The organism is Actinocatenispora rupis (genome assembly GCF_016861975.1).
Classification (GTDB): domain Bacteria; phylum Actinomycetota; class Actinomycetes; order Mycobacteriales; family Micromonosporaceae; genus Actinocatenispora; species Actinocatenispora rupis.
In genome coordinates this window covers 172,408-192,305 of sequence record NZ_BOMB01000021.1, presented here as the reverse complement: position 1 = coordinate 192,305, position 19,898 = coordinate 172,408, and the positions used below count along the sequence as shown (strand labels likewise).

Annotated in this window: 16 protein-coding genes; 9 read left to right on the top strand and 7 right to left on the bottom strand. The window is 74.6% G+C overall.

Annotated elements, in window-relative coordinates:
- The first annotated feature begins 46 nt into the window (after positions 1–46).
- From Aru02nite_RS18815 to Aru02nite_RS18805, 3 genes are all read left to right on the top strand, one after another.
- Positions 47–343: a DUF3303 family protein gene (locus Aru02nite_RS18815; RefSeq protein WP_203659395.1), complete on the top strand. Its 297-nt coding sequence runs from the start codon at positions 47–49 to the stop codon at positions 341–343.
- 61 nt (positions 344–404) lie between these two features.
- Entirely contained in the window at positions 405–1,220 is an 816-nt protein-coding gene (locus Aru02nite_RS18810; protein ID WP_203659393.1) for a slipin family protein, read from the top strand.
- 25 nt (positions 1,221–1,245) lie between these two features.
- Positions 1,246–2,376, top strand: a complete 1,131-nt coding sequence (locus Aru02nite_RS18805; protein WP_239076783.1) for a CapA family protein — start codon at positions 1,246–1,248, stop codon at positions 2,374–2,376.
- Positions 2,377–2,436: 60 nt separating this feature from the next.
- Here the strand turns inward: Aru02nite_RS18805 and Aru02nite_RS18800 are convergent, their stop codons facing one another.
- Both Aru02nite_RS18800 and Aru02nite_RS18795 read right to left on the bottom strand, forming a co-directional pair.
- On the bottom strand, positions 2,437–2,745 hold the full coding sequence (locus tag Aru02nite_RS18800; protein WP_203659391.1) for a hypothetical protein: 309 nt from the start codon (positions 2,743–2,745) through the stop codon (positions 2,437–2,439).
- A gap of 124 nt (positions 2,746–2,869) precedes the next feature.
- Positions 2,870–4,369 carry a PucR family transcriptional regulator gene (locus tag Aru02nite_RS18795; RefSeq protein WP_203659389.1) on the bottom strand — a complete coding sequence of 500 codons (1,500 nt, stop codon included), beginning with the start codon at positions 4,367–4,369 and terminating at the stop codon, positions 2,870–2,872.
- A 200-nt stretch (positions 4,370–4,569) separates the two neighbouring features.
- On the opposite strand from Aru02nite_RS18795, the gene Aru02nite_RS18790 reads away from it, so the two are divergent.
- From Aru02nite_RS18790 to hrpB, 3 genes are read left to right on the top strand one after another with little or no spacing between them, the layout of a single operon-like run.
- Positions 4,570–5,760, top strand: a complete 1,191-nt coding sequence (locus tag Aru02nite_RS18790) for a metal-dependent hydrolase family protein (protein WP_203659387.1) — start codon at positions 4,570–4,572, stop codon at positions 5,758–5,760.
- Positions 5,761–5,792: 32 nt separating this feature from the next.
- On the top strand, positions 5,793–7,145 hold the full coding sequence (locus Aru02nite_RS18785; protein WP_203659385.1) for a DUF3100 domain-containing protein: 1,353 nt from the start codon (positions 5,793–5,795) through the stop codon (positions 7,143–7,145).
- Between the two features lie 60 nt (positions 7,146–7,205).
- A complete protein-coding gene (gene hrpB / locus Aru02nite_RS18780) occupies positions 7,206–9,677 on the top strand; it encodes an ATP-dependent helicase HrpB (protein ID WP_203659383.1) in 2,472 nt (823 codons plus the stop codon).
- Between the two features lie 4 nt (positions 9,678–9,681).
- Here the strand turns inward: hrpB and Aru02nite_RS18775 are convergent, their stop codons facing one another.
- Together Aru02nite_RS18775 and Aru02nite_RS18770 are read right to left on the bottom strand one after the other, a co-directional pair.
- Entirely contained in the window at positions 9,682–10,674 is a 993-nt protein-coding gene (locus tag Aru02nite_RS18775; RefSeq protein WP_203659697.1) for an App1 family protein phosphatidate phosphatase, read from the bottom strand.
- A gap of 335 nt (positions 10,675–11,009) precedes the next feature.
- The gene (locus tag Aru02nite_RS18770; RefSeq protein ID WP_203659381.1) at positions 11,010–12,245 is read right to left on the bottom strand and encodes a helix-turn-helix transcriptional regulator; all 1,236 of its coding nucleotides are present in this window, start codon (positions 12,243–12,245) and stop codon (positions 11,010–11,012) included.
- A gap of 108 nt (positions 12,246–12,353) precedes the next feature.
- Here Aru02nite_RS18770 and Aru02nite_RS18765 point away from each other — a divergent pair, with 108 nt between their 5' ends.
- A complete protein-coding gene (locus tag Aru02nite_RS18765) occupies positions 12,354–13,142 on the top strand; it encodes a PP2C family protein-serine/threonine phosphatase (protein WP_203659379.1) in 789 nt (262 codons plus the stop codon).
- A gap of 248 nt (positions 13,143–13,390) precedes the next feature.
- Entirely contained in the window at positions 13,391–14,749 is a 1,359-nt protein-coding gene (locus Aru02nite_RS18760; protein ID WP_203659377.1) for an FAD-binding oxidoreductase, read from the top strand.
- A 168-nt stretch (positions 14,750–14,917) separates the two neighbouring features.
- Here the strand turns inward: Aru02nite_RS18760 and Aru02nite_RS18755 are convergent, their stop codons facing one another.
- From Aru02nite_RS18755 to ligD, 3 genes are all read right to left on the bottom strand, one after another.
- A complete protein-coding gene (locus Aru02nite_RS18755) occupies positions 14,918–15,262 on the bottom strand; it encodes a DoxX family protein (RefSeq protein ID WP_203659375.1) in 345 nt (114 codons plus the stop codon).
- Positions 15,259–16,152, bottom strand: a complete 894-nt coding sequence (locus tag Aru02nite_RS18750) for an SDR family oxidoreductase (protein ID WP_203659373.1) — start codon at positions 16,150–16,152, stop codon at positions 15,259–15,261. The genes Aru02nite_RS18755 and Aru02nite_RS18750 overlap by 4 nt, the downstream gene beginning before the upstream one ends.
- A gap of 153 nt (positions 16,153–16,305) precedes the next feature.
- Positions 16,306–17,316: a non-homologous end-joining DNA ligase gene (gene ligD, locus Aru02nite_RS18745; RefSeq protein ID WP_203659371.1), complete on the bottom strand. Its 1,011-nt coding sequence runs from the start codon at positions 17,314–17,316 to the stop codon at positions 16,306–16,308.
- A gap of 186 nt (positions 17,317–17,502) precedes the next feature.
- Between ligD and Aru02nite_RS18740 the strand changes: the two genes are divergently transcribed.
- Entirely contained in the window at positions 17,503–19,863 is a 2,361-nt protein-coding gene (locus tag Aru02nite_RS18740; protein ID WP_203659369.1) for a DUF8508 domain-containing protein, read from the top strand.
- The last annotated feature ends 35 nt before the right edge of the window (positions 19,864–19,898 follow it).

Here is a 19,898-nt window from a genome sequence, read left to right as displayed (position 1 = left end):
ACCCGGCGGCGGGACGATGGCGCCATCGTGGAAGGCGGTGGGTGCCATGCGCATGATGGCGCGCTTCGAGATCGACACCGAGGCCGGCAACGAACTGATCCGGACGGGCGAGATGCTCAAGGGCCTCGACCAGATGCTGGAGATGCTCAAGCCGGAGGCGGCGTACTTCTTCCCGTCCGAGGGCAGCCGCGGCGGGGTCCTGGTCTTCGACCTGGACGACCCGGCGCAGATCGTGTCGGTGGTGGAACCGATGTGGGTCGCCATGCGGGCCAGGGTGGAGCTGACCCCGGTGATGAACGCCGAGGAGCTGCGCGCCGGCGTCTCGGCCTTCCAGCCTCGGTAGCCGCCACCGCGCCCCGATCGCGTTACGATCCGTACAGAGGGTCACGCGCGAGGAGCGCGGCATGGTTGTCGTCGACATCGTGATCGCGGCGCTCGGCGTCGCCGGCCTGTGGCTGGCCACCAGCGCCCGCATCATCAAACAGTACGAGCGGGGTCTGGTCTTCCGCTTCGGGCGGTTGCGTTCCGGGGTGCGCGGGCCGGGGCTGGCGATGATCACCCCGGTCGTGGACCGGCTCCGCAAGGTCAACATGCAGATCGTCACGATGCCCGTACCGGCGCAGGAGGGCATCACGCGTGACAACGTGACCGTACGGGTCGACGCGGTCGTGTACTTCAACGTCCTGGACCCGGCACGCGCGATCGTCAACGTGCAGGACTACGACTTCGCCGTGGCCCAGGTGGCGCAGACGTCGCTGCGGTCGATCATCGGCAAGAGCGACCTGGACGACCTGCTGTCCAACCGGGAGAAGCTCAACCAGGGCCTGGAGGTCATGATCGACAACCCGGCACTGAACTGGGGCATCCACATCGACCGGGTCGAGATCAAGGACGTGGCGCTGCCGGAGACGATGAAGCGTTCGATGTCGCGCCAGGCCGAGGCCGAACGCGAACGCCGCGCCCGCGTCATCTCCGCGGACGGCGAGTTGCAGGCGTCGGAGAAGCTGTCGCTGGCCGCCGGCCGGATGGCGGACACCCCCGGCGCGCTCCAGCTGCGCCTGCTGGAGACCGTGGTCGAGGTCGCCGCCGAGAAGAACTCGACGCTGGTCCTGCCGTTCCCGGTGGAACTGCTGCGGTTCGTGGAGAAGCTGCCCGCCGCGGACCGCGAACGCCTGCCCGCACCGCTGCGCGACGCGCTGCCCCGAAAGACCGGATCCTGACCCCGCCCGCGGCTAGGGTGACGGGATGTCGCCCGCCGCCAAGGTCCTCGCGGTACTCGCGACCTGCCTCGCCGCCGCCGCGTGTACGCCGTCCGCCGCGCAGCCGCGCCCGCACGCGTCGGCCGCGTCGCCGTCCGCGAGCGGCCCGCGTACGGTGACCGTGCTGGGCGCGGGCGACGTGCTCGTACATCCGCCGGTGTGGCGGCAGGCGCAGGCCGACGCGCGGGCCGAGGGGCGTACCGGGATGGACTTCGGGCCGATCTTCGCGGGCGTGAAACCGGTGGTGTCGAAGGCGGATCTGGCCGTGTGCCACCTGGAGACGCCGCTCGCCGCGCCGGGCGCGCACCCGGTGGGCTGGCCGCGGTTCGCCGCGCCGCCGCAGGTCGCCACCGCGGTCCGGGACACCGGGTTCGACGACTGCTCCACCGCCTCGAACCACTCGTACGACCAGGGCGCCGCCGGGGTGCGCAGCACACTGTCCACTTTGGACAAGGTGGGCCTGCGGCACGACGGTACGGCCCGGTCCGCGGCCGAGGCCGCCCGCCCCGACCTGGTCGACGTACACGGGGTGAAGGTCGCCGACGTGGCGTACACGTTCGGGCTGAACTCGGGGCTGTCGCTGCCGTCCGGGCAACCGTGGCTGGTCAACATCACCGACGCGCACCGGATCCTGGCCGCGGCACACGCCGCCCGGCGGGCCGGCGCGCAGATCGTCGTACTGTCCCTGCACTGGGGCACCGAGTACCAGCAGGCGCCGACGGATCTCCAGGTGGCGCAGGCGAAGACGCTGCTCGCCTCGCCCGACGTGGACCTCATCCTCGGCTGCCACGCGCACGTGGTGCAGCCGTTCGAGAAGATCGGCGACAAGTGGGTCGTGTACGGGATGGGCAACGAGATCGCCCGGCACGCGGACCCGGTCGCGGCGAGCCGCGAGGGCGTCATGCCGCGGGTGACGTTCACCGAGACGGCGCCCGGCCACTGGCGCGCCACGCACGTCGACGCGGTGCCCACCTGGGTGGACATCGCGCCGAAGATCCGCCTCGTCGACCTGCCCGCCGCGCTCGCCGCCCACCGCGACGCCACCTACCAGCGGGAGTACGACCGGATCATGGCCGCGGTCCGCTCCCGCGGCGCCGCCGTCCCCGTCGGACGCTGACCGGGGACACGGCGTTCCGACCGCGCGTACGGACTGCGTGCGGTGCGGGGCGGGTCGCCGTCAGGCGTGGTGCGGGTTGGTCTGCTCGTCGAGCACGTCGGTGTTGACGAAGTGCGGATCCCCGCTCGACAGCTTCCGGAACTCCGCCGCGAACTCCTGCGTCGCCGGCAGGTCGTTGTTCACCATCGCGTCCTCGTACGACGGGAACTCGACGATCGCGTAGTAGTGGTCCTTGCGGTCCCGGTCCCGGACGAGCATCGAATGCGTGGCGCGGGCGTCGTCACCGGCGCGTTCCGACCACTTCTTGTCCAGCTCGACCATCTCGTCGGCGTGTTCGCTGGTGAACTCGATCATCTGCACGAACTTCATGGTCGCCCCCCTGTCGTGCCTCGAACGTGCACACCGTCGGCCCGCCGGGCGGCGCTGTCAACGGGTTCCGCGGCAACCCTGCCCGAACGGCCGATGACCGCCCTCCCGGTACGGCCCGGACCGGTCAGGTGTCGCGCAGTTCGAGCGCGAGGTGCAGGTCCAGGCGGTCCCGCTCGGTACGCAGCGAGCGGCCGATCAGCCGCTCCGCCTGCCGCAGCCGGTACCGGACGGTGTTGACGTGCACGTGCAGCGTCGCCGCGGTCCGCTTCCACGACCCCGACGAGTCGAGGAACACCTCGACGGTGGCGAGCAGCTGGCTGCCGTGCCGCTCGTCGTGCCGTACCAGGGGGTCGACCAGGCGGGCCCGGTGCGCGTCGCGGGCCCGCGGCGGTACCAGGGAGAGCAGGAACTCGCGGGTGCCGACCGCCGACTCGGCGACCACGGCGAGCGGGCGCGGACCGCGGGCGGCCCAGTCGTACGCGGCGGTCGCGGCGGCCAGCGCGTCGGCGAGCGCCGGCCCGACCGGTACCGGTTCGCTGAGGCCGACCCGCAGCCGGTCACCGCCGTCGAGTGCCGTGCCGTACCAGTCCAGGTGCGCGCGGACCGCGTCGGCCGGACCCGGCAGGTACCCGAGGACCGTGCCGTCGGGGCCGTCCACCAGGCCGGCGCCGCCGGGCGTCTCGGCGAGGATCTGCCGCAGCACGCCGGGCGGCGGCCCGGTCAGCCCCGCCTTGAGTACGACGACGGTCGACGGGCGGTCCGGCGTGGTTCGGGCGGGCACGGCTCCGGCGGGCGTAGCTCCGGCGGGCGTGGCTCCTCCGGGCGCGGCTCCGGCGGGCGCGGCCCCGGTGGCGAGCGCGTGCACGTGGTCGGTCCACGCCGGGGCGACGGGCGGGTTGCCGGCGGTCGCGCCGAGGTGCTCGACGGCCGCCTCGACCGTCAGCGCCAGGTCGTCCGACCAGTCGCGCCGCTCCCCCGGTACGGCCAGGTAACCGGACAGCCGGCCCACGTCGTGCGCGAGTACCGGAAGCACCGTGTGGCCGTCGGCGGTGACGGGCAGGCCCGGTGAACCGACGCCGGCCCGCCACACCCGGGCACGTACCCGGGCCGGCAGTGGACCCGGCCAGCACCCGCGTACGGCGCCGGCGGCGGACAGGTGGGCGCAGGTGCCACCGGCCGCGTCGGCGACGACCCGGAGCGCGCCGGTCCCGCCCGGCTCGACGGATCCGGCGAACCGGGCGAGCCGGGACCGTTCGTCCAGCAGCAACCGGACGACGGTCTCGGAGAGGAAGTTGAACGACATCTCGACCGGTACGGTCAGCAGCGCCAACCCCTCGGTACGGCAGGCGTCGAGCAGGTCCGGCGGCATCCCGTCGCGTTCGGCGAGCCCGGCGACCAGCCCCGCGGCGCGCGCCCGGACCAGCGACCGTACGAAGGTGGCCGCGTCGCCCGGCGCGCGGTGCCAGCCCAGGCTGGTCAGCACCAGCTCGCCGCCGGCCATGTACCGCGCCGGTTCCCGCAGGTCGGTCGTGTACACCCAGCGGACGCGCCGGCCGAGCCCGCCGCCGGGCTCGACGACCGTCAGCCGCAGCGCGGGCAGTTCCACCAGTTGACCCAGTCGCATCGCGCACCTCCGTCGCACCGCTCCGCGTTGGACGATGCTACAAAGCGCGGCCGGGAGTGACCCGGGAGCTTTGTCGACCTGGCGCCTCACGTACCGCGCTGACCTCGTGGTCTACTGGCGGCTGCGCCCGTCGCGAGGTCGGGCCGCCGGGTCGGTCGACCCCTTCGGCGATACGTACGGTCACGGAGGTCGTTCTCGCGATGCGGTTGAACGGGATCACGGTCTGGGACGGCACCGAGCAGCTCGGCGTCGCCGACCTGAGCTGGGAGTCGGACATCCTGGACACGGTCGCGGCGGCGCCGGTCGACCGGCACCCCGACCTCGCCGTCATACCCGGACTCATCGACACACACGTCCACCTGACCGGGCCGGCGCAGCCCGGCGACTACACGTACGGCACGTGGCCGCTGGTCACCACCACCGCCGAACGGACCCTGCACGCCGCGGCCAACGCCCAGGCCCTCCTCCGGTACGGCGTGACGACCGTGCGGGACATGGCGTCCGACGAGCGGCCCGTCGCCCTGCGCCGGGTGTACGACGCGGGCCTGCTGCCCGGACCGCGCGTGCTCGCGTACGGGGTGGTGAACATGACCGCGGGGCACCAGGACCTGTTCACCCCGCCGGACGTCGCGGACCGGCCCCCGACGGCGGACGGCCCCGACGCCTGCCGCGCCCTCGTCCGCCGGTACGCCCGGGCCGGGATGGACGGCATCAAGGTGATGACCGGCGGCGGCGTCCTGTCGTCCGGAGACCGGGCCGAATGGCGCAACTACACCGCCGCGGAACTCGACGCGATCGTCGACGAGGCGCACGCGCTGAGCCTGCCGGTCGCCGCGCACGCGCACACCGAGCCGGCCGTACAGGCGGCGCTGGATGCCGGAGTCGACTCGATCGAGCACGGCACGCTGCTGTCCGCCGCGCAGGCCGAGACGATCGCCGCCCGCGGCATCACCGTCGCGCCCACGCTCGTCATCAACGACGGCATCGCGGACGGGACCGTACCGGCGTCGGCGGAGAGCCGGGCGAAGGCCAAGGCACTCGTCGCCGACCGGGACGGGAAGATGCGGGCCGCGCACGCCGCCGGCGTCCGGTACGTGCTCGGCACCGACTCGAACGGTTCGCTGCTGCCCTGGGGCTCGGTGTACCCGGAACTGGCGGCGTTCACCCGGATCCTCGGCGCCACCGCCGAACAGGCGCTCACCGCCGCCACCTCGCACGCCGCCGCCGCGGTCGGCCTCGGCCACCGGATCGGCCGCCTCGCCGAGGGGTACGCCGCCGACCTCGTCGTCGTCCGCGGCCGGCCGTGGCAGCGGATCACCGACCTGACCGCCGACGCCGTCGTCGCGGTCGTCTGCCGCGGGCGGCTGCGGTACGGCGCGCTGCCGAGCTGACCCCGCCGCCCCCGACCCCCCGGAAGGCAGCCATGTCCCAGACCGTCGCCCCCACCGAGTCCCGCTCGCTGCTCCGCCGTACCGGCGGGTTCTGGCTCGTCACCGGCCTCGCCCTGGTGGTCGCCGCGATCAGCCAGGCCATCGGCCCCGTCACCGTCCACCTGTGGCGCAGCCAGATCGGGCTGCTGCCGATCATCTACGCGGTCGTCCTCGGCGCCGTCGTCAGCATGCAGCGGATCCGCCCGCTGCCGATCCCCGCGCAGCGTACGGCCGCCGGCCTCGTCGCCCCCGTCATCGCCGTGTTCATGGCCCGGCTCGGCCTGCTCATCGGCCCGGAGATGAAGAACCTCGGCGCGTCCAGCGCCGCCCTGCTGCTCCAGGAGGTCGGCCACGTCTTCGGTTCCGTGCTGTTCTGCCTGCCGATCGCCGTGGTACTCCTCGGTCTCGGCCGCGCCGGCATCGGCGCCACGTACTCCATCGACCGGGAGCCGATGCTCGGCGTGATCGCCGAACGCTTCGGCGGCGAGGCGCCGGAGTACAAGGGTGCGCTGGGCACGTACGTGGTGGGCACGGTGTTCGGGGCGATCATCGCCGCGGTCCTCGCCAGCGTGCTCGGTTCGCTCGGCGTGTTCAGCCCGGACGCGCTCAGCATCGGTTCCGCGGTCGGCTCCACCAGCATGATGCTGGGCGCGGTCGGCGCGCTCACGGCCATGTTCCCGAAGCAGTCCGACCACCTGTTCGCGCTGTCCGCCGCGGCGAGCGCGGTCACCGGCATCACCGGCACGTACGCCGCCGCGTTCCTGGCGCTGCCGCTCACCCGCCGCCTCTACCCCTTCTGGGTACGCGTCGCGGCGCGGCTCGGGCGTACCGGTACGGCGGTCGAACCGCTGCCGCCGATGCGCCGCGGTACCGGACTGGCCGGCGCCGCCACGGACACCGCCCGCCCGTCGCTGCGGTCCACCGCCGCCACGCTCGGCGTGTTCGGGGTGGTGATGCTGGTGATCCAGGTGATCGCCACCCGCGCGCTGCACCCGGCCACGCTCGGCGGCATGGTGCTGCTGCTCGTCCTCGCCTGGGTGTCCATCGCCGTCAGCCGGTACCTGCGCTGGCTGCCGTACATCGTGGTGACGATGGCGCTGTCCACCCTGCTCAGCGCGCCGTTCTCGCCGGTCGCGGGCGTGATCCTCGGCCTGGTGAAGGACATCGACCTGGTCGCCCTCGGTACGCCGGTGCTCGCGCTCGTCGGCCTGTCCCTCGGCCGCGACACCAAGCTGCTGCTGGCCAGCGGCTGGAAGCTGGTCGTCGTGGCGGTCACCGTGATCGCCGCGTCGTTCGTGTGCGCCACCGCGGTCGCCGAGCTGTCCCTGTCGTTCCTGTCCTTCTGACCGCCGCTCCTTCTGACCGCCGCGGCCGGGACGCCCCGCGCGGGCCGGCACACTGGACGGGTGCTGCCGCCCGAACCCGACCTGCCGATCCGTACGGTGCTCGGCGAGCTGACCTGTACCCTGCGCGGGCACGGGTCGGCGATCCTCGTCGCCCCACCCGGTACGGGCAAGACCACGCTGGTGCCGCTCGCGCTCGCCGACGCCGTACCGGGGCGGGTGGTGGTGGCGGAGCCGCGGCGGGTCGCGGCGCGCGCGGCGGCCCGGCGGATGGCCGACCTGCTCGGCGAACCCGTCGGCCGCACCGTCGGGTACGCGGTCCGCGGTGACCGGCGGGTCGGCCCGGACACCCGGGTCGAGGTCGTCACCACCGGCCTGCTGGTACGCCGGATGCAGCACGCGGAGGACCTGCCCGGCGTGGCCGCCGTCGTGCTCGACGAGTGCCACGAACGGTCGCTCGACTCGGATCTGGCGCTGGCGTTCGGTGCGGACATCCGGGCGGCGCTGCGCGAGGACCTGTGGCTGCTGGCCACGTCGGCGACCGCGGACGTACCGGCGCTCGGTGCGGCGCTCGCGGCGCCGGTGGTCGAGGCGGCGGCCGCGCTGCACCCGGTGGAGACGGTGTGGGCGCCGCCGCCGTCGCCGCTCCCGCCGCCGCACGGCCTGCACGTGGACCCGCGGCTGCTGGACCACGTCGCCGCGACGGTACGCACCGCGCTGGCGGAGACGGCCGGCGACGTGCTGGTGTTCCTGCCCGGTGCCGGCGAGATCGCGGGCGTACGGCGGCGCCTGGGCACCGTCGACGCCGACGTACGGGAGCTGTCCGGCCGTACGCCGGCGGCGGTGCAGGACGAGGTGCTGCGGCCCGCCGGCCACCGCCGCGTCGTACTCGCCACCGCGGTGGCGGAGAGCAGCCTGACGGTGCCCGGCGTACGGGTCGTCGTGGACGCCGGGCTGGCCCGCGTACCCCGGACGGACCTGGCGCGCGGGCTCGGCGCGCTGGTCACGGTGCCGGCGTCGCGGGCCGCGGCCGAGCAGCGCGCCGGGCGGGCCGGTCGCGAGGCTCCGGGCCGGGTGTACCGGTGCTGGTCGCGGGCCACCCACGAGCGGCTGCCGGCCCGGCCCGAGGCGGAGATCGCGACCGCCGACCTGACCGGGTTCGCGCTGCACCTGGCCTGCTGGGGCGACCCGGACGGGCACGGTCTCGCGCTGCCCGAACCGCCGCCCGCCGCCGCGCTGTCCGTCGCCCGCGACACGTTGCGGTCGCTCGGCGCCGTCGCCCCGGACGGCCGGGCCACCGACCGCGGCCGGCGCCTCGCCGCCGTCGGTACGCACCCGCGCCTGGCCCGCGCGCTGCTCGACGGCGCGCCGCTGGTCGGCGCGCGGACCGCGACCGAGGTGGTGGCGCTGCTCGGCGAGGACGTCCGCGGCGACTCCGACGACCTCACCGCCGTACTCCGGGCCCTGCGTACGGGTGGCGGTCCGGAGTCGACGCGCTGGCGCGCCGAGGTACGCCGGCTCGCGGCCGCGCTGCCCGCCGGTACCCCGGACCGTACGGCGACGGCGGTGGACGCGGCTGCCGGGCTGCTCGTCGGGCTGGCGTTCCCGGAACGGTTGGCGCGGGCGCGCCGGGACGGCGACCGGGCGTACCTGATGGCGGGTGGGACCGCGGCGGACCTGGCGCCCGGCAGCGGACTGCGCGGGTGCCCGTGGCTGGCCGTCGCCGTCGCCGACCGTCCCGCGGGCGCCGCCTCCGCCCGGGTACGCCTGGCCGCGGTGATCGACGCCGACACCGCCCGGCAGGCCGGCGCCGCGCTGCTCGCCGACACCGACCGCACCGGCTGGTACGACGGGGACGTGCGGGCGCACCGGGTCGAGTCGCTGGGCGCCATCACGCTCGCCGAACGGCCGATCGCGCACCCCGACCCCGCCGCGGTACGCGCCGCCCTCGAAACCGGCCTGCGTACGGTCGGGCTCGGGCTGCTGCGGTGGACCGACGCGGCACGGACGCTGCGCGCCCGGCTGGCGTTCTGCCGGCACGCGCTCGGCCCGCCGTGGCCGGACGTCGGCGACGAGGCACTGCTCGACACGCTGCCCGACTGGCTCGGCCCGGCGCTCACCCGCGCCCGGCGCCGCGCCGACCTCGCCACCGTGGACGCCGGCGACGCGCTCCGTTCCCTGCTGCCCTGGCCGGCCGCCGCCCGGTTCGACGACCTCGCGCCGGAACGGATCACCGTGCCGTCCGGCTCCCGGATCCGCGTCGACTACACCGATCCGGCCGCGCCCGTCCTCGCCGTACGGGTGCAGGAGGTGTTCGGCTGGACGGACACGCCACGGCTCGCCGGCGTACCGGTGCGGCTGCACCTGCTGTCGCCCGCCGGCCGGCCCGCCGCCGTCACCGCCGACCTGGCGTCCTTCTGGCACACCGGCTACCCGGCGGTCCGGGCCGAGCTGCGCGGCCGGTACCCGCGGCACGCCTGGCCGGCGGACCCGACGACCGCCGAACCGACCCGCCGCGCCAAGCCCCGCCACTGACCGGTCAGGGCAGGATGCCGGCCTCGCTGAGCAGCCGGGACAGCCCGGCCCCGTCCGGCGCCGCGAGCCAGGTCGTACGACGGGAGTGCGGTGCGCCGTGCGGCGCCGGAAGTCCGCGGGCCAGCAGCGACTGGGTCGGCGACAGCCGCCGGATCGCCACGCCCGCCACGTTGTCCGGGTACGCCGCGGCGAACTCCGCGTAGATCTGCTCGTCGTGCTGCCCGTCGTCGCCGACCAGCAGCCACCGGATGTCCGGGAACTCGCGGGCCAGCCGGCGCAGCGTGGCCCGCTTGTGCTCGCGGCCGCTGCGGAACCACGCGTCGGTGGTCGGCCCCCAGTCGGTGAGCAGCAGCGGGCCGGGCGGGAACAGGTGCCGCGACAGGAACCGGGTCAGCGCGGGCGCCACGTTCCACGCGCCGGTCGACAGGTACAGCACGGGGGCGCCGGGGTGCGCGGTGGCGAGCCGCTCGTACAGGACGGACATGCCGGGCACCGAGGCACGCGCGTGCTCGTCGAGGACGAACGTGTTCCACGCGGCGAGCAGCGGCCGCGGCAGCGCGGTGACCATCACGGTGTCGTCGACGTCGGAGACGATGCCGAAGCGCACCGCCGGGTCGACCACCCGGATCGGCGCCTCGACCGGGTCGGCGCCCGAGCCGGACAGCCGCGCGCTCGCCCACCCGGGCGGCAGGTCGGCCTCGACGGTGATGTCCACAAACCCACCCCGGTCCGTGTACGCCTCGTGCCGCGTGCCGTCCGCCTCGATGACGACCTTGGTGTTCTGCGCCGGCAGCGACGTGAAGCTGCGCCACCCCCGGACCTTCCGGTGCCGGGTACGCCGGGGCGGACGGGGCCGCGGGTCCGGCGGACGCAGCAGAACGCGGCAGATCACCCGGATCCACCCGGGCGCACCGTATCCGGTGTACGGGATGATCATCGGTCCCCAGCCACGCTGCCGCAGCCGCCGCTCCGCCACCTCCTGCATCGCGTCGGACATCCGGGCCGCGCGGTGCACAGTGACCTCCGTACTCGTGGACACGCTGCCACAGTGCCACATCCGTACGACCGCACGGTGGCGACAACCTTTCCGTCGTTGTCGTGTCCCGCGTGCCGATCCGCTCCGCCCGAGCTGACGGCGCTCCGCGACCCGGACGCCCGGACGACGCATGCGCCCACGCTGTACAGGTCGGTCGGGGTGGCGGTGCAGGACGCCGCGGCCCTGGTGGTGGCCGCCTGGTGGTGGCCGCCGCCCGCGCCGGCCGCGAGGTCCCCCTGTAGCGTCGGCGGCGATCGGACATCCGGGGCGAACCGGGGTCCGGCGGCGTAGGGGCGTCAGCCGGCGGGGCGGTCGGCGAGGCCGTGCCGCACCGCCCACAACGCCGCCTCGGTACGCGACGCCGCGCCCGTCTTGCGCAGCAGGTTCGACACGTGCACGGTGACCGTACGGATGGAGATGCCGAGGGCGCGGGCCATCTGCTGGTTGGTCATGCCGGCGGCGAGCAGCCGGATCACCTCGCGTTCCCGGGCGGTGAGCAGCCCGTCGTCCGGCGCGGCCGGGCCCACCTCCCGCGCCACCGCGGTACGCAGCGACGGCAGCGCGCCCGCCGCCAGCCCCTCCGCCAGCACCGGGTACGCGAAGCGCATCCCGCCGTCGACGTCCACCCGCAGGACGCCGGCGGCGACGAGCCGGTCGATGCCCGCCTCGGCGTCGTCGCAGACCCGGCCGAGCGCCACCGTGTCGACCGGCTCGCCGAGCAGGGCGGCCGCCCGCGCCACCCGCAGCGCGTCCGCCGGTACCCGGTCGGCGGCGAGCGCGGCCAGGTGTGCCGGTGGCGGGCCGCCCAGCGCCTCGGGGGCGGTGGCCAGCAGTTCGCTCAACCAGTACGGGTTTCCGCCGGTACGGCGGTGCGCGGCGGCCACGACGGCGTCCGTCGCCGGCGCACCGAGTACGGCCTCGACGACGGCGGCGACGTCGGTGGCGGCGAGCGGGCCGAGGTGCCGGCGCACCGACCGGGGAGTACCGGAGACGCGGGCGAGGACGCGGGCGGCGAGGCCGGTGGCGGACCGGCTGGTGACCATGAGCAGCACCGGCAGGTCGGCGGCCACGGCGAGCTCGCTGACCAGGTCGAGGCTGGCGGGGTCGAGGTCGTGCAGGTCCTCCACCACGAGGACGCCGGGCCGGCCGCGCTGCACCGCGCGTACCGCGTCGACGCCGGCGCGCAGCAGCGCCTCCGGGGCGAACCGGCGGTCGGGCAGTTCGGGCCGCTGGGTCAGCCAGGCGAGCGCGTCGTCGGGGACGTCGATGCCGTCGAGGGACCGGCCGGACAGCGCCGACGCCATCCAGTCGTACGGGGCGGGCCCGACCGCGCGGGACTGCCCGCTGAGGACGAGGCCGGGCGCCGGGTCGAGCCGGGCCACCGCCTCGGCGACGAGCCGGCTCTTGCCCGCGCCCGCGTCCCCGGTCACCACCACGATCCGAGCGTGTTGCGGCTCCTCGCGCAGCTGCCGCCAGGCAGCGTCGACGGTGGCCAGGTCCTCGTCCCGTCCCACCATCGGCACCGCTGTCACGGACATGACCCTAGGCGGTGACGCGGCGGGCCCGTCCGCCGCCCGCGCGGCCTGCGTACGCAGAAGTGCGTACAGACAGCGGTACGGGCGCTCGCGCAGGCTGGACCGGTGCGACTGGTGCTGCGACACGCGACGGCGAGCCACGTGGGCCTGGTGTACGACCACAACGAGGACAGCGCGTACGCCGGGCGGCGCCTGGTCGCGGTGGCCGACGGGGTGGGCGGCGAGGTGGCCGGTGAGGTGGCGAGCGGTCTCGCCGTCGCCGCCGTACGTGCCGCGGACCGGCAGGCGCGCGCCGGTGGCCTGCGTACCGCGGCGGAGGACGCGAACGACCGGATCGCCGCGGCCGTCGCCGAGGACCCCGCCCTGTCCGGGATGGCCACCACGCTCACCGCCGTCCTCCTCGACCGCGACGCGGTACGCCTGGCGCACGTCGGCGACTCCCGCGCGTACCGGTTGCGGGACGGGGAGGTGCTCCAGCTGACCCGGGACGACACGTTCGTGCAGTACCTGGTGGATTCGGGGCATCTGGCCGCGGCGGACGTGCCGCACCACCCGCACCGCAACGTCGTCACCCGCGTACTCTCCGGCGCCCCGGTCGCGGTGACGCACAGCCGGCTCCCCGCCCGCGTCGGCGACCGGTACCTGCTGTGCAGCGACGGGCTGCCGGACGCGGTCGCGGCGGACGACATCGCCGCGACACTGCGGGACGTACCGGACGCGGACGCCTGCGCCGACCGGCTGATCAACCTGGCGCTCGCCGGCGGCGGGCCGGACAACGTGACGGTCATCGTCGCCGACGTGGCCGCCGCCCGACCCCGGCGTACGCCGCTGGTGGCGGTGCTCGCGCTCACCCTCTGCGTGGCCGGCGTACTCGCCGCGTGGCTCGTCGCTTGACGATGCGACGGCCGCGCTGTCAGGCTGGCCGCTGACCCCCGACCCCCCACACCGCAAGAGATCCCCCATGGCACACGTCAAGACCGGCGCCGCCCTCGTCGGCGCACTCGCCCTGCTCGTCCTGTTCCTCGCGCTCTGCACCGCCGGTCCGGCCACACGCTGAGCGACTTGCACCGCGACCCGCCGTCACCACCCGGCCGTACGCCCGCGAATGTGGTTCCATCCGTGCACGAGCCACGGGAGGCGGCATGGATCCGGTCGACGAACTGCGCGCGCTGGTGCCCCGGGTCGTCACCGACCCCGACGCGGTGCAGGCGTACCGCTTCGACGAGGCGTACCTGGCGCCCGCCGGTCAGCCGTGCGCGGTGGTACTCGCCGAGCGCACCGCCGACGTCGTCGCCACCCTCAGGTGGGCGACCGCGCACCGCGTCCCCGTCGTACCGCGGGGGGCCGGGACCGGGCTGTCCGGCGGTGCCGCGGCCGTCGACGGCGGCGTGGTGCTGTCCCTGGCGCGGATGACCGCGATCCGCGAACTCGACGCCGACAACCTGCTCGCCGTTGTCGAGCCCGGCGTGCTCAACGCGGACGTGAGCCGGGCGGCCGAGGAGTACGGGCTGTTCTACCCGCCGGACCCGTCCAGCTTCGAGATCTCCACCATCGGCGGGAACGTCGCCACGAACGCCGGCGGGCTGCGCTGCGTCAAGTACGGCGTGACCCGCGACTCGGTACTCGGCCTGGAGGTCGTCCTCGCCGACGGCCGTACGGTCCGGACCGGTGGGCGCACCGTCAAGCACGTCGCCGGGTACGACCTGACCAGGCTGTTCGTCGGGTCGGAGGGCACCCTCGGCGTGGTCACCGAGGCGACGCTGCGGCTGCGGCCACGGCCGGCGACACCGCCGGTGACGTTCGTCGCGACGTTCCCGACGCTGGCCGGGGCGGGCGCGGCGGTCGCCGGCATCCTGCGTACCGGCGGGGCGCCGAGCCTGCTCGAACTGCTCGACAACACCAGCATCAACCTGATCGAGGACCACCACCGGATGGACCTCGACCGGACCGCCGCGGCGCTCGTGGTCGGCCAGTCCGACGCGCCGACCGCACCCGCGGACGTCGCCCGGATGACCGACGCGTGCACCAGGCACGGCGCCGTCGACGTCGTCACCACCGACGACCGCGCCGAGACCGAGATGCTGCTCGCGGCCCGTCGCGCCCACCACGGCGCGGTCACCGCCGCCGGCGCCACCCTCATCGACGACGTCGGCGTACCCCCGGCGCGGCTGCCGGACCTGCTGACCGGCATCGAGGCGGTGGCGGCCGAGTACGGCGTGGTCATCGCGACGGTGGGGCACGCCGGCGACGGCAACGTGCACCCGACCGTCATCTTCCCGCCGAACGACCCCGCCGCCCGGGACCGTGCGGTACGCGCCGCAGAGGCCGTCTGCCACCTCGCCGTACGGCTCGGCGGGACGATCACCGGCGAGCACGGCGTCGGCTCCGTCAAACGAGACTGGCTCGCCGCCGAACTCGACCCGGACACCCGCGCCGTGCACCACGCGATCAAGGCGGCGCTCGACCCGCTCGGCATCCTCAACCCCGGCAAGGCCATCTGAGTACGCCCGCGCCAGCGTCCGTCCACAGTGGATCGATGCGCACCAGCTCGCCGGCACCGTCCGCTCGTCCACTGTGGACAGTGTCGCATCGGCTCAACGGCACCGTTCCAGCCCTTGTGGGCAGGGCGCATCGGGTCGGCAGCACCGGCGCGCGTTCGTTCGCCGTGGTCAGGTGAGGGCGAGGGCGACGTTGGCGGCGGCCACGCCGAGGAACACGAACGCCAACCCGAACTGCGCGCCGTAGTCGCCGGCCCGGACGTGCGTGTAGAGCGCGCAGGTGAAGTACAGGACGAGGCCGATCGACGCGGCGAGGCCGACGACCGGTACGGCGAGGCCGACGGCGATGCCCGCCGCGCCGGCCAGTTTCAGCACGCCGATCGGGAACACCAGCCACGACTCCGGTACGCCGGCGCGCCGCATCCCGGGCAGGATCACCGACCAGCGGAGTACGGCGGCAGTACCGGAGAAGGTGTTGAGGGCGATCGCGGTCAGCGCGAGCACGAGGTGCGTCATGGCCGGAACCGGTCCGCGTGGCGCGCCGCCCACTCGGCGAACGTGCGGGCCGGGCGGCCGGTCACCCGCGCGACGTCGTCGGTGACGACGTGCCCGCGCGGATCGTCCGCGCCGTACACCCGGAGGAGGAACTCGATGCGCTCGGCGACCGGCGCGTCGGCGAGCACCGAGAACAGCAGCCGGTCGGGCGGCGCGGCGGCCCACTCCGCCCGGGTACGCTCCGGCGACAGTTCCTCGAACCGCAGCGCCCGCCCGGTCGCCCCGGCCAGGATCCGTACCTTGTCGCGCGGGGTCAGCACGGCCGGCCCGGTCAGCTGGTAGGTGGCGCCCGCGTGCCCGTCCGCGGTCAGCGCGACCGCCGCCACCGCACCGATGTCGTACTCGTCGACCGGCGCGCTGCACCGGTCCCCGTACGGCTCGCGGACGGCGCCGGTGGCCCGCAGCTCCGGACCCCAGTCGGCGAGCGTGTTGCCCATGAACTCCAGCGGCCGCAACTGGGTCCACGCAAGCGAACTGGCCCGTACGGCCGGCTCCAGCGCGCTCTCCTGCCAGCCGCCGAGCAGCGTGACCCGCTCGACCCCGGCAGCTTCGGCGGCGGCGACCAGCTCCGTGGCGTTCGTCAGCGGCCGGTACGCCCCGCCGAACGTGATCAGGTGCGCCGCACGTACTCCGGCGAACGCGGGCGCCAGCGTGTCGGTGTCGGTGATGTCGCCGGCCACGACCTCGACGTCGGCGGGCAGCCGCGCGCGGGCCGGGTCGCGGGTGAGCGCGCGGACCGGGTGGCCGGCGGCGCGCAGGTGGTCGACGACGTGCCGGCCGACGGTCCCGGTGGCGCCGGTGACCAGCACGGTCCCCGGTACGGGCGGTCGGTGGCGGGCTGGCTCGGCCATGACGGCTCCTCGGGTACGCCGGGATCCTGTTCTGGTTCCCGTACTACCTGACGAAGATATCATACGAGATTCAAAGTATTGGAGGGACGGGAGCCCCGCCGGCACGGGACCGTCGGGGCTCAGGCGTCGTGGCGGTTCAGGTGTTCTGGCGGTTCAGGTGTCGTGACGGGCGCGGGACGGCTGCACGCGCGGCGGTTCGCCCGGCATCTTCGGATAGTCCGGCGGGTACGGCAGGTCGCCCAGGCCGTCGCGCTCCTGCCGGTCCGCCAGCTCCAGCAACGCCTCCAACCCGTACGCCGCGTCGTCCAGCCCGGCGTGCGGGTCGCCGACCGTACGCAGGCGGTCCGGGACGGTGGTCAGGGTGAAGTCGTCCGGGTCCACGTCGGGCAGCTCGTCCCAGGTGACCGGGGTGGACACCGTCGCGCGCGGCGTCGGACGCAGCGAGTACGCGCAGGCGATGGTGCGGTCCCGGGCGGCCTGGTTGTAGTCGACGAAGACCCGCTCGCCGCGCTCCTCCTTCCACCACGCGGTCGTCACCGCCGACGGCATCCGCCGCTCCAGCTCGCGACCGAACGCGATCAGCGCCCGGCGCACCTCGGTGAACTGCCACTCCGGCCGGATCCGCACGTAGATGTGCACGCCGCGGCCGCCGGAGGTCTTCGGGTGGCCGACCAGGCCGACCTCGTCGAGCAGCGCGCGGGCCTCCGCCGCGACCGTGACCGCGTCGCGGAAGTCGGTGCCCGGCTGCGGATCCAGGTCGATACGCAGCTCGTCCGGCCGGTCCACGTCGGTGACCCGCACCGGCCACGGGTGGAACGTGATCGTGCCCAGGTTCGCCGCCCACACCACGTGCGACAGGTCGTCCGGCGCCAGCTCGTCGGCGCTGCGCCCGCTGGGGAACCGGATCGTCGCCGTACGCAGCCAGTCGGCGCGCTTGGCCGGCACCCGCTTCTGGAAGAACATCTCGCCGTCGACGCCGGACGGGAACCGTTGCAGCATCGTCGGCCGGTTCCGCAGGGACCGCAGGATCCCCTCCGAGACCGCCAGATAGTACGAGACGGTGTCCCACTTGGTCAGGCCGCGGGCCGGGAAGTAGACCTTGCCGGGGCTGCTCACCTTCAGCGTCCGCCCGTCGACGCTGACCTCTTCGTACTCGGCTGCCATGTCCCGAGCGTAGGCGCCAGGTACGACAGGCGGGGTCGGTCGCTAACGTTCAACGCTCGGATTCCGTCGCGCTACTGACACGTAGGGGGTGCGGGTGGTACCCAAGAGGGTCGCCCAGAGCGGGGCGGCCGAGGTCGGTGGTGACGCTCTCGCCGCCGGCCTCCTACGACCCAGGAGGTCCCTCGCGTGTCCACGCGCACCCGTGCCGCCCTCGGCGGCGTGCTCGCGCTGACCACCGCCGCCGGGCTGACCCTCGCGTTCGTCGGTACGGCGTCCGCGGCGTCGGCCGACGTGGTGGTCAGCCAGGTGTACGGCGGTGGCGGCAACTCCGGAGCCACCTACACCAACGACTACGTGCAGCTCACCAACCGCGGCGGCACCGCCGTCGACCTGTCCGGCTGGAGCGTCCAGTACTCCTCGGCCAGCGGTACGAACTGGCAGGTGACCGCGCTGTCCGGCAGCCTCGCCGCCGGCGCGTCGTACCTGGTCGGCGAGGCCGCCGGCAGCGGCGGCACGACCGCCCTGCCCAGTCCGAACGTCACCGGTTCGATCGCGATGAGCGCCACCACGGGCCGCGTCGCGCTGGTCTCCGCCGCCACCGCGCTGTCCTGCGGCGCGAGCTGCGCGCACGCCGACGGCGTCCACGACTTCGTCGGGTACGGCCCGGTCACCGACGCCGAGGGTTCCCCGGTGCCGGCGCTGAGCAACACGACCGCCGCGCTGCGGAGTACCGCGGCGGACTCCGACGACAACGCCGCCGACTTCACCGTCGGCGCGCCCGACCCGTCCGGTACCGGGGGCGGGTCGTCGCCGTCGCCGACCCCGTCGCCGACCGGGCAGCCGGCGCGGATCCACGACATCCAGGGCGCCGCGCACCGGTCGCCGCTGGCCGGCAAGGCCGTCGTCGGCGTACCGGGCGTGGTGACCGCGGTGGGGCCGAAGGGCTTCTGGTTCCAGGACCCGCACCCGGACGGCGACCCCGCCACCAGCGAGGGCCTGTACGTGTTCACCTCGGCCAAGCCGACGGTGGCGCGGGGCGACGCGGTCACGGTGGCCGGCACGGTCAGCGAGTACCGGGCGGCGAACACCGCGACGAACCTGACCACCACCGAGCTCGACCACCCGACCGTCACCGTCGACGCGCACGACCAGGCGCTGCCCACGGCGACGCTGATCGGGCCGGGCGGGCTGCGCATCCCGGACGCTGCGCGTACCGACGACCCGGGTGACGTCGAGGCGAGCAGCACGTTCGACCCCACGCACAACGCGATCGACGCGTACGAGTCGGTCGAGGGGATGCTGGTCGAGGTCCGCGACTCGGTCGCCGTCGGCCCCACCAACTCGTACGGTGAGCTGCCGGTGCTGCCGGCCGGCGTCGGCGGGGTGCGTACCCCGAACGGCGGCGTCAAGTACACCGGGTACGCCAAGGCGAACACGAAGCGGCTGATCCTGTCGAGCGCGCTGGCGAAGGTGCCCGCCGCCAACACCGGCGACACGCTGCCCGGCGCCGTCGACGGCGTCCTGGACTACTCGTTCGGCAACTACATGCTCGACCCGGTGGCCGCGCCGAAGGTCGTCCCCGGCGGCATCACCCCCGGTACGACCCGGCCGCAGCGCGACGGCGAGCTGTCCGTCGCCACGTACAACGTGGAGAACCTGGCGCCCGGCGACCCGGCCGACAAGTACCGGCGGCTGGCCGAGGGCATCGTGCACAACCTGTCCGCGCCGGACATCGTTGCGGTGGAAGAGATCCAGGACAACGACGGCGCGACCGACGACGGTGTCGTCGCGGCCGACCAGACCTGGGGCAAGCTGATCGCGGCGATCCAGGCGGCCGGCGGCCCGACGTACTCGTACCGGTCGATCGACCCGGTGAACGACGCCGACGGCGGGCAGCCGGGCGGCAACATCCGCGTCGGTTTCCTGTTCCGTACCGACCGGGGCGTGGCGTTCGTGGACCGGGCGCCCGGCGACGCGACCACCGCGACCGACGTCACCGAGGTGAACGGCGCGCCGCAGCTCACCCACTCGCCGGGCCGGGTCTCCCCCGCCGACGGCGCGTGGCAGGACTCGCGCAAGCCGCTCGCCGGCGAGTTCACGTACCGCGGGAAGACGCTGTTCGTACTGGCCAACCACTTCAACTCGAAGGGCGGCGACCAGCCGCTGATGGGCCGGTACCAGCCGCCCGCGCGCTCCTCGGAGACGCAGCGGCACCAGCAGGCCACGCTGGTGCACGACTTCGTGCGGAAGATCCAGGCGATCGACGCGAACGCCCGGGTCGTCGTGCTCGGTGACCTGAACGACTTCGAGTTCTCCACGACCGCGAAGACGCTCACCGCGGGCCGTTCGCTGGTGGACCTGCCGTCGACGCTGCCGCTCGACCAGCGCTACACGTACGACTACGAGGGCAACTCGGAGGTGCTCGACCACGTGCTCGTGTCGCCGGCGCTGCTGCCGCGGCACGACTACCAGGTCGTGCACATCAACTCCGAGTTCGCGAACCAGACGAGCGACCACGACCCGCAGATCGTCCGGCTGCGGCCGTGACCGGTCCCCGGGGTACGCGCGATCCGCGTACCCCG